This is a genomic window from Streptomyces sp. NPDC043908 (genome assembly GCF_056435525.1).
The window spans coordinates 142,275-156,538 of record NZ_JBWKEI010000016.1 but is presented as its reverse complement, the minus strand read 5'-3'; the positions used below and the strand labels follow the sequence as shown (position 1 = coordinate 156,538).

At 73.2% G+C, this 14,264-nt stretch carries 12 protein-coding genes; 7 read left to right on the top strand and 5 right to left on the bottom strand.

The annotated features are described in order from the left end of the window. The first annotated feature begins 131 nt into the window (after positions 1–131). Positions 132–1,979, top strand: a complete 1,848-nt coding sequence (locus AC069K_RS29890; protein WP_478621537.1) for a bifunctional metallophosphatase/5'-nucleotidase — start codon at positions 132–134, stop codon at positions 1,977–1,979. Between the two features lie 168 nt (positions 1,980–2,147). Here AC069K_RS29890 and AC069K_RS29885 read toward each other — a convergent pair whose 3' ends face one another. The 3 genes from AC069K_RS29885 to AC069K_RS29875 all read right to left on the bottom strand — a co-directional run bounded on the left by AC069K_RS29885 (position 2,148) and on the right by AC069K_RS29875 (position 5,441). After that, entirely contained in the window at positions 2,148–3,563 is a 1,416-nt protein-coding gene (locus tag AC069K_RS29885) for a sensor histidine kinase (RefSeq protein ID WP_478621535.1), read from the bottom strand. After that, a complete protein-coding gene (locus AC069K_RS29880; RefSeq protein WP_358832006.1) occupies positions 3,560–4,294 on the bottom strand; it encodes a response regulator transcription factor in 735 nt (244 codons plus the stop codon). Before AC069K_RS29880 ends, AC069K_RS29885 begins: the two co-directional genes overlap by 4 nt. Positions 4,295–4,385: 91 nt before the next feature. Continuing rightward, positions 4,386–5,441: a S1C family serine protease gene (locus AC069K_RS29875; protein WP_478621533.1), complete on the bottom strand. Its 1,056-nt coding sequence runs from the start codon at positions 5,439–5,441 to the stop codon at positions 4,386–4,388. 933 nt (positions 5,442–6,374) lie between these two features. Here AC069K_RS29875 and AC069K_RS29870 point away from each other — a divergent pair. Then, entirely contained in the window at positions 6,375–7,313 is a 939-nt protein-coding gene (locus AC069K_RS29870) for an NUDIX hydrolase (RefSeq protein ID WP_478621531.1), read from the top strand. 67 nt (positions 7,314–7,380) lie between these two features. Continuing rightward, positions 7,381–8,211 (top strand): MBL fold metallo-hydrolase, encoded by an 831-nt coding sequence (locus AC069K_RS29865; protein ID WP_365100038.1) that lies wholly within the window; start codon positions 7,381–7,383, stop codon positions 8,209–8,211. Between the two features lie 145 nt (positions 8,212–8,356). Here AC069K_RS29865 and AC069K_RS29860 read toward each other — a convergent pair whose 3' ends face one another. Beyond that, complete coding sequence (locus AC069K_RS29860; protein ID WP_017947815.1) at positions 8,357–9,031, bottom strand: Crp/Fnr family transcriptional regulator; 675 nt, start codon at positions 9,029–9,031, stop codon at positions 8,357–8,359. 263 nt (positions 9,032–9,294) lie between these two features. Here AC069K_RS29860 and nth point away from each other — a divergent pair, with 263 nt between their 5' ends. The 4 genes from nth (at position 9,295) to AC069K_RS29840 (ending at position 13,964) form a co-directional block, all read left to right on the top strand. Continuing rightward, complete coding sequence (gene nth, locus AC069K_RS29855) at positions 9,295–10,362, top strand: endonuclease III (RefSeq protein WP_478621528.1); 1,068 nt, start codon at positions 9,295–9,297, stop codon at positions 10,360–10,362. A gap of 80 nt (positions 10,363–10,442) precedes the next feature. Then, a complete protein-coding gene (locus AC069K_RS29850; protein WP_478621526.1) occupies positions 10,443–11,261 on the top strand; it encodes an NUDIX hydrolase in 819 nt (272 codons plus the stop codon). A gap of 12 nt (positions 11,262–11,273) precedes the next feature. After that, complete coding sequence (locus tag AC069K_RS29845; RefSeq protein WP_365100042.1) at positions 11,274–12,497, top strand: MarP family serine protease; 1,224 nt, start codon at positions 11,274–11,276, stop codon at positions 12,495–12,497. 114 nt (positions 12,498–12,611) lie between these two features. Further along, positions 12,612–13,964 carry a 6-phospho-beta-glucosidase gene (locus AC069K_RS29840; RefSeq protein ID WP_478621523.1) on the top strand — a complete coding sequence of 451 codons (1,353 nt, stop codon included), beginning with the start codon at positions 12,612–12,614 and terminating at the stop codon, positions 13,962–13,964. A gap of 33 nt (positions 13,965–13,997) precedes the next feature. On the opposite strand, the gene AC069K_RS29835 is transcribed toward AC069K_RS29840, so the two are convergent. Beyond that, on the bottom strand, positions 13,998–14,177 hold the full coding sequence (locus AC069K_RS29835; protein WP_358832014.1) for a hypothetical protein: 180 nt from the start codon (positions 14,175–14,177) through the stop codon (positions 13,998–14,000). Positions 14,178–14,264: the final 87 nt, after the last annotated feature.

Here is a 14,264-nt window from a genome sequence, read left to right as displayed (position 1 = left end):
CGCGCTACGCGCGTTGACCCTAGGCTTCCGCTCGCGGCGGCATGACCATCGGGTTTCGGCCACCGCCCGACCAGCTCGCGGTTCTCCGCGCACACCACGCTCCACCACCAGCTGAATCATTTAGGGGAGAGATGACAGCGACACCCCGCAAGCACCACGGCGGCCGTGCGGGCCGCCGGGTCCTGGCGACCGCCGCCGGCCTCACCACGCTCGGCGCCCTCATTGCCGCGATGCCGGCCGCCGACGCCCACGACAAGGGCCACGGCCACGGGCACCCGAAGCCCGCGCGGACGGTGGACGTCCAGCTCCTCTCCTTCAACGACCTGCACGGCAACCTGGAGCCGCCGGCCGGCTCGGCCGGCGCCGTGAACGAGAAGCAGCCCGACGGGACCGTGAAGTCCATACCGGCCGGCGGCGTCGAGTACCTGGCGTCCTCGCTGCGCACCGCGCGCAAGGGCCACCCGTACTCGATCACCGCCGCCGGCGGCGACATGATCGGCGCCAGCCCGCTGCTCTCCGGTCTCTTCCACGACGAGCCGACCATCGAGGCGCTGAACAGGATCGACCTCGACGTGACGGCCGTGGGCAACCACGAGTTCGACGAGGGCGCGGTCGAGCTGGCCCGGATGCAGAACGGCGGCTGCCACCCGGTCGAGGGCTGCTACGAGAAGGGGAAGAAGTTCCGGGGCGCCGACTTCCCGTATCTGGCCGCCAACGTGACCAGCGAGAAGACCGGCAGGCCGATCCTCAAGCCGTACACGGTCTGGAAGAAGAACGGCGTCAAGATCGGCTTCATCGGTGTGACCCTGGAGGGCACCCCGGACGTCGTGACCGCCTCCGGCGTCAAGGGCCTGAAGTTCCACGACGAGATCGAGACGATCAACAAGTACGCCAAGGAGCTCGACCGGCAGGGCGTGAAGTCCATCGTCGCGCTCGTCCACGAGGGCGGGATGCCGGCGACCAACGCGTACAACTACGACTGCGACTCGGCCGGTCCCGGAAGCGGTCTGTCCGGCCCGATCGTCGACATCGCCAAGGGCGTCACGCCCAAGGTGGACGCGCTGGTCACCGGCCACACCCACCAGGCCTACACCTGCACGGTCCCCGACCCGGCGGGCAACCCGCGCATGGTCACCTCGGCGGCCTCCTACGGCAAGCTCTTCACCGAGACCACGCTCACCTACGACAAGCGGACCAAGGACATCGTCCGGACCGCCGTGAAGTCGCCGAAGTCGGTCAACCGCGTCGTCCGCCGCGACCAGGCCAAGGCGCAGGACATCACCGACCTGATCGCCCGCTGGAACAAGCTGGCCGCCCCGATCGCGGGCCGCCCGCAGGGCTACATCTCCGCCGACATCAACGGCCGCGGCTCCGAGGCGCCCGAGAAGCCGCTCGGCGACCTCATCGCGGACGCCCAGCTCGCCGGGCTCTCCCCGGCCGACAAGGGCGGCGCCCAGCTCGCCTTCATGAACCCGGGCGGCATCCGCTCCGACCTCGTGTACAAGGCGAGCGGCGGCGAGGGCGACGGGGTGGTCACCTACGGCGAGGCGTTCACCGTCCAGCCGTTCACCAACATGATGAACGTGGTCGACCTGACCGGGGCCCAGATCATCCAGGGCCTGCAGCAGCAGGTCAGCGGCGGCAACGCGGCCTCGCCGAAGATCCTCCAGGTGTCGAAGGGCTTCAGCTACACGCTCGACATGACCAAGGCGGGCGCGGACCGCGTCCTGGTGGACACGGTCAAGCTGAACGGGGTCGCCCTCGACCCGGCGAAGACCTACCGCGTCGCCATGAACGAGTTCCTCGCGGGCGGCGGCGACGGCTTCGCGGCCCTCGGCCAGGGCAAGAACAAGCTGGTCGGCGCCTCCGACCTGGACGTCTTCAACGCCTACCTGGCGGCGAACTCCTCGGCGTCCGCGCCGCTCGCGCCCCCGGCCGGCGGCCGGATCACGGTCGTGGGCAAGCTGGCGGGCGAGTAGTCGCCTTCCGCCGTACGGGAAAGCCGCCTTCCGTCATAGGGGAAAGTCGCCTCCCGTCGTAAAGGAAAGCCGCCTTCCGTCGTACGGGAAAGGGGCGCCGGGTTCTTCCCGGCGCCCCTTTCCCCATTCCGCACCCGCCCGCCGCCCGCCGCGCGTCCGGCGCAGCGCTCACACCCCCGGGGCGTCGGGCGGCGGGGTCGGCGCCCCCGGCAGGCGGATCGTGGCCACCGTGCCGCCGCCGTCCGTCGCCGCGCCGAGGGTCACCGTGCCGCCCGCGTGCTGGACCGTCCGGGCCACGATGGACAGGCCGAGCCCCGAACCCGGCAGCGAACGGGCCGAGGGCGAACGCCAGAACCGCTCGAAGACGTGCGGGAGTTCATCGGCGGGGATGCCGGGACCCTGGTCGCGCACGGTCAGGACGCCCCGGTCGAGCGTGACCTCGACGGTGCCGCGCGGCGGGCTGAACTTCACCGCGTTGTCCAGCACGTTGACGACCGCCCGCTCCAGGGCCGCCGGCTCCGCCCGTACGTACCAGGGCGCCAGCCCGGCCCTGATCTCCAGCTCGGGGCCGCGCAGCCGGGCGCGCTCCAGGGCGATGCGGACGATGTCGTGGAAGGCGACGACCTCCAGCGGACCCGCGCGGACCGCGTCCGGCCGGGACAGCTCCTGCAGGTCCCCGATCAGCGCGGCCAGTTCGGTCATCTGCGCCTTGACGGACGCCATCAGCGCCTTGCGGTCGGCGGCGGGGATGGCCCGGCCGGTCTCCTCGCTCCGGGCCAGCAGCTCGATGTTGGTCCGCAGCGAGGTCAGCGGGGTGCGCAGCTCGTGCCCCGCGTCCGCGATCAGCTGCGACTGCCGGTCGCGGGAGGAGGCGAGGGCGGCGGTCATCGCGTTGAAGGACCGCGACAGCCGGGCGATCTCGTCCTCGCCCTCGACCGGGATGCGGACGGTGAGGTCCTCGGTGCGGGCCACGTGCTCGACGGTCCCGGTCAGCCGGTCCACCGGACGCAGGCCCGTCCGCGCGACCCAGAGCCCGGCGGCGCCGCCCGCCACGACCCCGGCCCCGGCGAGCCCCGCCAGGAGCAGCGCCAGCCGGTTGAGCGAGGAGTCGATCTCGGTGAGCGGCCGGGAGAGCGACACGGTGACCGCCCGGCCCGCGATCTCCTGGCGCTGGGTGCGCACACGGACGTCCACGCCGCCGTCGGTGACGCTGGTGTGCAGGGCGTCGAGCCGGTGGCCCCGCGCCACGGCCACGTCCTGGCCCGTGACCCGCACCGGCGGCGACTCGGGGGCCGCGCAGCGGGTGCCGTCGATCAGGACGACCTGGATGTAGGCGAATCCCGACCGCTGGTCGTCGGGCACCGTCCCCGGCACCCCGCAGGTGGCGAGCGCGGCCTGCACCAGCGTGGGCGGGGCGCTGGTGTTGCGCAGCGTGTTGTCCAGCTCCTCGCCGAGCTGGGCCCGGGTCAGCAGCCAGCACGCCACCGACACGGCCGCGACCGCGACCGCGACGGCCGTCGCCACCAGCAGGGCGAGCCGCGACCGCAGCGGCATCGCCCGGTACCGCCGGACGACTCCGTTCACTCCGCGCCGCCCGAGCGCAGGGCGTACCCCACCCCGCGCACGGTGTGGACCACGCGCGGCTCGCCGCCCGCCTCGGTCTTGCGGCGCAGGTACATGACGTACACGTCGAGGGAGTTGGACGACGGCTCGAAGTCGAAGCCCCAGACCGCCTTGAGGATCTGCTCCCGGGTGAGCACCTGGCGGGGGTGGGCCAGGAACATCTCCAGGAGCGTGAACTCCGTACGGGTCAGCTCCACCACCCGCTCGCCCCGGGTCACCTCCCGGGTCGCCAGGTCCATGCGCAGGTCGCCGAAGGCCAGGACGTTGCCGTCGGGCTGCTCGCCGCCCGCCTGCGCCGCGTACGAGCTGCGGCGCAGCAGGGCGCGGATACGGGCGAACAGCTCGTCCAGCTCGAACGGCTTGACCAGGTAGTCGTCCGCGCCCGCGTCCAGCCCGGTGACGCGGTCGCCGACCGTGTCGCGCGCGGTGAGCATCAGGACCGGGGTCGTGGACCCGGCGCCGCGCAGCCGCCGGGCGGCGGTCAGCCCGTCCATCCGGGGCATCTGGATGTCGAGGACGATCAGGTCGGGCCGGTACGCCTCCGCCTTGGCCAGCGCGTCCAGTCCGTCGACGGCGACCTCCGTCCCGTACCCCTCGAAGGCGAGGCTGCGCTGAAGCGCCTCACGGACGGCGGGCTCGTCGTCGACGATCAGGATGCGCTGGGTGTCGTCCTCGGCGGCTGCGGGGCTCATCGCTCGGGGGTCTTCCTCGGAGTTCGGGGTCGGGGCGGGTCGGGCCGGGTGCTGTCCAGCGTCGCATGCCGGACCCGCGCCCGCGCCGAGGTCAGCTGTTGCTGCTGCTGTCGCCGCTGCCGCTGCCGGCGCGGAGGGAGGCGAGGTCGGCCTTGACGGTGTTGACGGGGATGGCGAACCCGAGCCCGACGCTGCCCGCGGCGGACGAGGACTGGGCGCCCGCGGAACTAGGGCTGTACATCGCGGAGTTGATGCCGACGATGTTGCCGTTCATGTCGATCAGGGCGCCGCCGGAGTTGCCCGGGTTGAGCGAGGCGTCGGTCTGGATGGCCTTGTACGTGGTCTTGGACGAGCCGGTGTCGCCGTTGAACTGCTGCCCGCCGAACTCGAAGGGCCACCCGCCGCGCTGCCGCCCCTGCCCCTGGTCCTGCCTCTGGTCCTGTCCCTGCTCCTTGGCGACGGTGACGTCACGGTTGAGGGCGGAGATGATGCCGCTGGTGACGGTGCCGGTCAGGCCCTCGGGGGAGCCGATGGCGACGACCTGGTCCCCGACCCGGAGGTTGTCCGAGTTGCCGAGGCTCGCGGGCTTGAGACCGCTGGCCCCGCGCACCTTGACGAGCGCGAGGTCCTTGTCGGGGTCGGTCCCGACGACGCTCGCGGAGTACGACTTGCCGTCGCTGGTCCGCACCTTGACCTCGTCGGCGCCCGCGATGACGTGGTTGTTCGTGATGATCTCGCCGCCCGCGGTGATGATCACGCCCGATCCGGTGGACTCGCCGGAGGTGGAGGTCGCGCTGATCTCCACGATGCTGGGCGAGACGGCCTGGGCGACACCGGAGACGGTGCCGGTGGTGCTCCTGGAGGCGTTCGTGCCCGGGACGCTCGGCGCACTGGCGCTGGTGTCGTCCCCGGCCCACCGCTCCACGAGGGTGGCGGTCCCCCCGCCCACGGCCGCGGCGGCGATCGCCACGGCGGCGAGCAGCCCGACGGACCGGCGGGCGCGGCGCGGGGCCGGGCCGGGGGTGCCGTCCGCGGTCCCGGGTTCGTACGGGGGCGGCGGGGGGTAGCCCCCGAGCCCCTGCGCGGAGGGGTGCGGCGGCTGCGGCTGCGTCTGCTTCGGCTGCTGCTCGGGGAAGGTCATGTGCATTACCTTCGCGGTGCTGGATGAGAGCTGTCTGAGGACGGCGTGAGAAGCCCGACAGAAGGGCGTTTGCCCGAAATAAAGCCCCCGGGCCGGGCCGCCCGGATGCGGGTCCCCCGCGCCCCTAGAGGGTGCCATGCCCGGGCGCGGCTGGGCGGTGGGTTGCTCACGCAGTTCCCCGCGCCGCTGCACTGCCCGGGGTTCGTCTGCGGCTGGGTGGTGGCTTGCTCGCGCAGTTCCCCGCGCCCCTGATCGGCCCGGGGTTCGTCTGCGGGTGGGTGGTGGGTTGCTCGCGCAGTTCCCCGCGCCCCTGATCGGCCCGGGGTTCGTCTGCGGGCCGGTGGTGGGTTGCTCGCGCAGTTCCCCGCGCCCCTAGGTGGCCAGGGGCGCGGGGAACTGCGCGCTCAGCCACAGACGACCCGCAGACAAGACCCGGGCCGACAAGGGGCGCGAGGAACCCACCGACCTGCGGACGAGGTCCGGCCCGTTAGGGGGTGCGGGGAACTCCCACCGACCTGCGGATGAGGTCCGGCCTTTAAGGGGCGCGGGGAACTGCGCGACTAGCCCCCACCGGCCCGCAGACGAAATCCGGACCCGATCAGGGGCGCGGGGAACTGCGCGAGGAACTCCCACCGACCCGCAGACGACGTCCGAGCCGATAAGGGGCGCGGGGAACTGCGCGAGCAACCCCCACCGACCTGCGGACGAGGTCCGGCCCGTTAGGGGGCGCGGGGAACTGCGCGACAAGCCCCCACCGACCCGCAGACGAATTCCGGACCCGATCAGGGGCGCGGGGAACTGCGCGAGCAACCCACCACCGGCCTGCGGAGGACGCCCGGCCACAAGGGGCGCGACCAGCCCACCACCCACCCGCAGACGACGCCCGGCCACAGAGGCGCCCCCTCGAACACCCGCACCCCAAGAGATAGCCTCGCGCCCATGCCCAATGGTCAGTGGTACCCGCCGGAATGGCCCGACCGCATCCGCGCCCTAGCCCACGGCACCCTCACCCCCGTACAGCCCCGCCGCGCCGCCACCGTCCTGCTCCTGCGCGCCGGGGACGGGGACGGGGACGGAAACCGGGACGGGAGCGGGGGCGCCGGTGGCGGCCAGGCCGTGCACATGCTGCGCCGCCGCACCACCATGGCCTTCGCCGGCGGCGCCTACGCGTACCCCGGCGGCGGAGTGGACCCCCGGGACGACGCCAGACGGATCGGCTGGGCCGGCCCCAGCCGCGAGACCTGGGCGGCCCGCCTCGGCGTGGCCCCGGACGACGCCCAGGCCATCGTCTGCGCCGCCGTCCGCGAGACGTACGAGGAGGCCGGGGTCCTCCTCGCCGGTCCGGACGCCGGCAGCGTCGTCGGCGACACCACCGGCGACGACTGGGAGGCCGACCGCCGCGCCCTCGTCGCCCGCGACCTCTCCTTCGCCGAGTTCCTCGACCGCCGCGCCCTCGTCCTGCGCTCGGACCTGCTCGGCGCCTGGGCCCGCTGGATCACCCCCGAGTTCGAGCCGAAGCGGTACGACACGTGGTTCTTCGTCGCCGCGCTCCCCGAGGGCCAGCGCACCCGCAACGCCTCCACGGAAGCCGACCGGACCGTGTGGATCCGGCCCGCCGACGCCCTCGCCGGATACGACGCGGGCGAGCTGCTGATGATGCCCCCGACGGTCTCGACCCTGCGCGCCCTCCTCCCGTACGCCACCCCCGCCGAGACGGTCGAGGCCGCGGCCGCCCGCGACCTCACGCCCGTACTGGCGCGTGCCCGTCTCGGCGAGGACGGCGAGATCGTGCTGAGCTGGCCCGGGCACGACGAATTCACCAAGCGGGTACGCGACGAATTCACCAAGCGGGTACGCACCACGGACGGCACCCCGTGACCCCTCCCGCCCCCACATCCCCGCTTCCCGCCCCCACACTCCCGCTCCCCACGGAAGGTTCCCTCGCGTGACCGAAGCCGCGGCCCTCCCCGGCCGGCCCCGCGGCGGGGTGCTCTCGGGCCCCGCCACCACCCGTACCGTCAACGTCCTCGCGCCCAACCCCTCCGCGATGACCCTCGACGGCACCAACACCTGGATCGTCGCCGAGCCCGACTCCGACCTCGCGGTCGTCGTCGACCCGGGCCCCCTCGACGAGGGCCATCTGCGGAACGTGGTCGCCACCGCCGAGCGGATGGGCAAACGCGTCGCCCTGACCCTGCTCACCCACGGCCACCCCGACCACGCCGAAGGCGCGTCCCGCTTCGCCGAACTGACCCGTACGCACGTACGCGCCCTGGACCCGGCGCTGCGCCTCGGTGACGAGGGCCTGGCGACCGGTGACGTGATCACCACCGGCGGACTGGAGATGTGGGTGGTGCCCACCCCCGGCCACACCGCCGACTCCCTCTGCTTCCATCTCCCCGCCGACTCGGCCGTGCTGACGGGGGACACGGTCCTCGGGCGCGGCACGACCCTCGTGGCGCACCCCGACGGCCGCCTCGGGGACTACCTCGACTCCCTGCGGCGGCTGCGCTCGCTGGCGGTCGACGACGGCGTCCACACCGTCCTGCCCGGCCACGGCCCCGTCCTCGACGACGCGCAGGGCGCCGTCGAGTACTACCTCGCCCACCGCGCCCACCGGCTCGCCCAGGTGGAGACGGCGGTGGAGGACGGCCACACCACGGCGGAGGAGGTGGTCGCCCGCGTCTACGCGGACGTCGACCCGTCCCTGTGGCCGGCGGCGGAACTCTCCGTGCGCGCCCAACTGGAGTACCTGAGCGAGCACGGCCTCATCTAGCCGGTCCGGCGACCGGTCCGGCAACCGGTCCGGCAGTCAGTCCGTCAGCCGGTCCGTCAGCCGGTTCCTCCGCCTACGGGACGGGCCCGCCTCCCCGAGGGGAGACGGGCCCGTACACGTAGACGTACACCTGCACGCGTGCGCGTCAGCGCGACCGCTTCGCGAGCCGCTCCACGTCCAGCAGGATCACCGCACGGGCCTCGAGCCGCAGCCAGCCGCGCTGCGCGAAGTCCGCCAGGGCCTTGTTGACCGTCTCGCGGGAGGCGCCGACCAGCTGGGCCAGCTCCTCCTGCGTCAGGTCGTGCACGACGTGGATGCCCTCCTCCGACTGCACGCCGAAGCGGCGCGACAGGTCCAGGAGCGCGCGGGCGACGCGGCCCGGAACGTCGGAGAAGACCAGGTCGGACATCTGGTCGTTGGTCTTGCGCAGGCGGCGGGCGACCGCGCGCAGCAGGGCCGTGGCCACCTCGGGCCGGGCGTTCAGCCAGGGCTGGAGGTCGCCGTGGCCCAGGCCCAGCAGCTTGACCTCGGTGAGCGCGGTCGCGGTGGCGGTGCGCGGGCCCGGGTCGAAGAGCGACAGCTCGCCGATGAGCTCGCCGGGGCCGAGGACCGCCAGCATGTTCTCGCGGCCGTCGGGGGAAGTGCGGTGGAGCTTGACCTTGCCCTCGGTGACCACGTAGAGGCGGTCGCCGGGGTCGCCCTCGTGGAAGAGGGCGTCGCCACGGGCGAGCGTCACCTCACTCATCGAGGCGCGGAGCTCCGCGGCCTGCTCGTCATCGAGCGCCGCGAAGAGCGGGGCGCGCCGCAGAACGTCGTCCACGAGTTCTCTCCTTGTCGACCGGTACAGGGGACCGTGTTGCCCATTTTGCCGGACGGTGTAAACAGTGCGATCAATCACACGGGTAATCACAAGGATGACGCACCCGAACGCCGGACTGTGCGGCAGGGGGCCGATTGGGGTGGTGATCGGCCGTGACCGGGGCACATGTCAGTGCGTGCCTTTAGGCTGGCCGGGTGTCCAATTCGCCGGTGAGAGCGCAGGCCAGGGGGGCCACAAGAGTGTCGGCAGGCAAGGATTCCGCTGTGGGCGAACAGCCTACGAGTAAACCGAAAAAAGCCGCGAAAGTATCAAAATCGGCCAATCGGGCCGCGTCGCCATCCGAGCCGCTCCCGGGCGCGTCGGCGGCCGCGGCCACCAAGAAGGCCGCGGCCAAGAAGCCCGCCTCCAAGAAGGCCGCCACGAAGGCCGCGGCCCAGAAGGCGGCTCCGGGACAGGCGGCCACGGCCTCGGCCCCTGACGAGGCTCCGGCGGCGAAGAAGACCGCCCCCAAGAAGACCGCCCCCAAGAAGGCCGCCACCGCGGCGCCCGCCAAGAAGCCCGCCCCGCCCGAGTCCCGCGTCTCCATGGTCCGCCGAGCCCGCCGGATCAACCGGGAGCTGGCGGAGGTGTATCCGTACGCCCACCCGGAGCTCGACTTCCGCAACCCCTTCGAGCTGCTGGTCGCCACGGTCCTGTCGGCCCAGACGACCGACCTGCGGGTCAACCAGACCACGCCCGCGCTGTTCGCCGCGTATCCGACCCCGGAGGAGCTGGCTGCGGCCGATCCCGAGGCGGTCGAGGAGCTGATCCGGCCGACCGGGTTCTTCCGCGCCAAGACCAAGTCGATCATGGGTCTCGCGGTCGCCCTGCGCGACGAGTTCGGGGGTGAGGTGCCCGGGCGCCTGGAAGACCTGGTGAAGCTCCCGGGAGTCGGCCGCAAGACGGCCAACGTGGTGCTGGGCAACGCCTTCGGTGTCCCCGGTCTCACCGTCGACACGCACTTCGGGCGGCTGGTCCGGCGCTGGAAGTGGACCGACGAGGAGGACCCGGTCAAGGTCGAGGCCGCCGTCGCGGGGATCTTCCCCAAGAGCGAGTGGACGATGCTCTCGCACCGCGTCATCTTCCACGGCCGCCGCATCTGCCACGCGCGCAAGCCCGCCTGCGGCGCCTGCCCCATCGCCCCGCTCTGCCCGGCGTACGGGGAGGGCGAGACGGACCCGGAGAAGGCCAGGAAGCTCCTGAAGTACGAGAAGGGCGGCTTCCCCGGCCAGCGGCTCTCCCCGCCCCCGGACTACCCGGGGCGCCCGGCCCCGCCGCTGGGGGCCGGATGACGCGGCGCCCATGAGCCGAGGGATGCCGGAACGAACGCGACCGGCCCGGACGTTGTGACCGGTGGACGACGGGGGTGCCCATGACGCACGCGAGTGACACCAGCAGGACCAGTGGCCCCAGCGGCCCCAACAGAACCAGTGGCCCCAGCAGAACCGGCGGCCCCAGCGCCCCCAGCAGGGCGTACGGAAGCGGCCAGGGCGGCCCGGCCGCCTCCGGGGGCGGCGGCCCCCACGGGCCCGCCGTGAGCCGTGACGGGCTGCCCGAGTGGCTCGGCCCGGTCGCGAGCGCCGCCGACCGCATCGAGCCGCTCCAGCTCAGCCGGTTCCTGCCGCCGGAGGACGGCGCGGGACGCCAGTCCGCCGTGCTGGTCCTCTTCGGGGAAGGCCCGGCCGGACCCGAGCTGCTGCTCATGGAGCGCGCCAGCCAGCTGCGCTCGCACGGCGGCCAGCCCTCCTTCCCGGGCGGCGCCCTGGACCCCGAGGACGGCGACCCCCGGACCACCGGGCCGCTGCGCGCCGCCCTGCGCGAGGCCGAGGAGGAGACCGGCCTGGACCCCGACGGGGTGCAGATCTTCGGCGTGCTGCCCCGGCTCTACATCCCGGTGAGCGGTTTCGTGGTGACTCCGGTCCTGGGCTGGTGGCGCGAGCGCACCGAGGTGCGCGCGGTGGACGCGGCGGAGACCGCCCGGGTCTTCACCGTCCCCGTGGCGGATCTCACGGACCCGGCGAACCGGGCCACCGCGGTCCACCCCCGGGGCCACGCAGGACCGGCCTTTCTGGTCGAATCCGCCCTCGTGTGGGGCTTCACGGCCGGGGTGATCGACCGGCTGCTGCACTTCGCGGGCTGGGAGCGCCCCTGGGATCGCACCCGCCGGGTCCCGCTCGACTGGCACGCGTGACAGGCTGACCCCGTGAACGTGCTGGACATCCTGTTGCTGGTCGCCGCCGTGTGGTTCGCGATCGTCGGCTACCGCCAGGGCTTCGTCGTCGGCATCCTGTCGGTGATCGGCTTCCTCGGCGGTGGTCTCATCGCCGTGTATCTGCTGCCGGTCATCTGGGACCAGCTGACGGACAAGCGGGACGTGTCGACCACCGCCGCCATCGTGGCGGTCGTCGTCGTGATCGTCTGCGCCTCCGTGGGCCAGGCCTTCACCACCCACCTGGGCAACAAGCTGCGCCAGCACATCACCTGGTCGCCCGCGCGCGCCCTGGACGCCACCGGCGGCGCGCTGGTCAACGTCGTCGCGATGCTCCTGGTCGCCTGGCTGATCGGCACCGCGCTCGCCCCGCTCGCCGACCCCCAGGACTCCTCCGGCCGGGGGAACGCGCTGGGCCGGGCGGTCAACGACTCCCGCATCCTGCGCGGCGTCGACAAGGCGATGCCCCAGCAGGCGTACACCTGGTTCTCGGACTTCTCCTCGATGCTCGCGCAGAACGGGCTGCCGCAGGTCTTCGCCCCGTTCACCAACGAGTCGATCACCAAGGTCCCGCCCCCGGACCAGGCGCTGGCCTCCAGCCCGGTCGCGGCCTCCGCCAAGCGCTCGATCGTCAAGGTCACCGGCACCGCGCCGAGCTGCGGCAAGCGCCTGGAGGGCACCGGTTTCGTCTTCGCCGAGCGCCGGGTGATGACCAACGCCCATGTGGTGGGCGGCGTGTCCGACCCCAAGATCCAGATAGGCGGTCAGGGGCGGACGTACGACGCGAGGGTCGTCGTCTACGACTGGCGCCGCGACATCGCGGTCCTGGACGTGCCGGACCTGAAGGCCCCGGTGCTGCGCTTCGCCGCGCAGCAGGCGCACAGCGGCAGCGGCGCGATCGTCGCGGGCTTCCCCGAGGACCAGCCGTACGACGTGCGCGCCGCCCGCGTGCGCGGCCGGATCACCCCGCCCGGCCCGGACATCTACCACCGCGGCACGGTCACCCGCGAGGTCTACTCGCTGTTCACCACGGTCCGCCCCGGCAACTCCGGCGGCCCCCTCCTCACCCCCGACGGCAAGGTCTACGGAGTGGTCTTCGCCAAGTCCCTCGATGACCCCAACACCGGGTACGCGCTGACGGCGAACGAGATCCGCGAGGACATCCAGCTGGGCCGCACCGCCAACCAGCAGGTGGACAGCCAGCAGTGCGCCCTGTGACGGCCGCCGCGCCGCCCCCCTGACCCCGGCGTTCCCCTGCCGCCGCCGCCCCCTGACCCCGGCGTCCCGCCGGCCCCGACTCCCCGCTGACCCCGACTCCCCGAAGAGGCCGGAATGCGACTGACGATCCTCGGCGGCGGCGGTTTCCGCGTGCCGCTCGTGTACGGTGCCCTGCTGCGCGACCACGCCCCCGGCCGGATCACCGAGGTCACGCTGTACGACGTGGACGCGGCCCGGCTCGCCGCCATCGCCCGGGTCCTCGCGGACCAGGCGCGCGGCGCCGCGGACGCCCCGGCCGTCCGGGCGGTGACCGATCTGGACGAGGCGCTGCGCGGCGCCGACTTCGTCTTCTCCGCGATCCGCGTCGGCGGCCTCGCGGGCCGGGCGGCGGACGAGCGGATCGCGCTCGCCGAGGGCGTCCTGGGCCAGGAGACGGTCGGCGCGGGCGGGATCGCGTACGGCCTGCGGACCGTGCCCGTGGCGGACGCCCTCGCCCGCCGGATCAAGGCGCTCGCGCCGGACGCCTGGGTCATCAACTTCACCAACCCGGCCGGCCTCGTCACCGAGGCCATGGCCCGCCACCTGGGCGACCGGGTCATCGGGATCTGCGACTCACCGGTCGGCCTGGCCCGCCGCGTGGCCCGTACGGTCGGCGCCGACCCGGACGCCGTGCGGCTGGACTACGCGGGCCTGAACCATTTGGGCTGGCTGCACGGCCTCTACGAGGGCGAACAGGACGTGCTGCCGCGGCTGTTCGCGGACGACGCGCTGCTGACCTCGTTCGAGGAGGGCCGGCTCTTCGGCGCCGACTGGCTGCGCTCGCTGGGCTCGGTGCCCAACGAGTACCTGCACTACTACTACTTCAACCGCGAGGCCGTCGCCGCGTACCGGCAGGCGGAGCTCACCCGGGGTGCCTTCCTCCTCGGCCAGCAGGAGCGCTTCTACGCGGGCCTTGCCGAGTCCCGGGACGGCCGCGAGCGGGCGTGGGACGCCTGGGACCGCACCCGCGCCGAGCGCGAGGCCACGTACATGTCCGAGAACCGGGAGGTCTCGGGCGCGGGCGAGCGTGCGCCGGACGACCTGGAGTCAGGCGGGTACGAGAACGTCGCGCTGGCGCTGATGCGGGCGATCGCGCGCGACGAACCGGCGACGCTGATCCTGAACGTCCCCAACGGCTCCTCGCTGCACGCCCTCGACGCCGAGGCGGTCGTGGAGATCCCGTGCCGCGTCGACGCGTCGGGCCCGCGCGCGCTGCCCGTCACCCAGCTGACGGGCCATGAGGCGGGCCTGGTCAGCGCGGTGAAGGCGGTCGAGCGGTGTGTCCTGGAGGCCGCCGAGGGCGGGTCGGCGCGGGCGGCGGTGAAGGCCTTCGCCCTGCACCCGCTGGTCGACTCCGTCCAGGTGGCCCACCGCCTCCTGGACGGCTACCGGGACGCGCACCCGGGGCTCGCGTATCTGCGCCGGTGATCCCGTACGGACGCCGGGCGTCCGGGGCGCGTCCTACGTGCGCGAATGGCGCAGCCGGGCCGAGACCCAGCGGGCCCGGCGACGGAGGATACGCGGAATACCGAGTTGGGGATCATGGCCCTGAGCCTGCGGGCCACCCCTCTCGTGCGAAATCGGCGCGGTGGCCGAGCGGCGGTTGCGTGCTGCGTCACCGTAGTCGTGCGTCCAGCCCATACCCCGACGTCTGCCCGGGGCCCAAGGTCGGTAACCGCGACTTGGGCGGCCAATTGGCCTATGCGCCGGGCATTTGGCTGTTCGTCA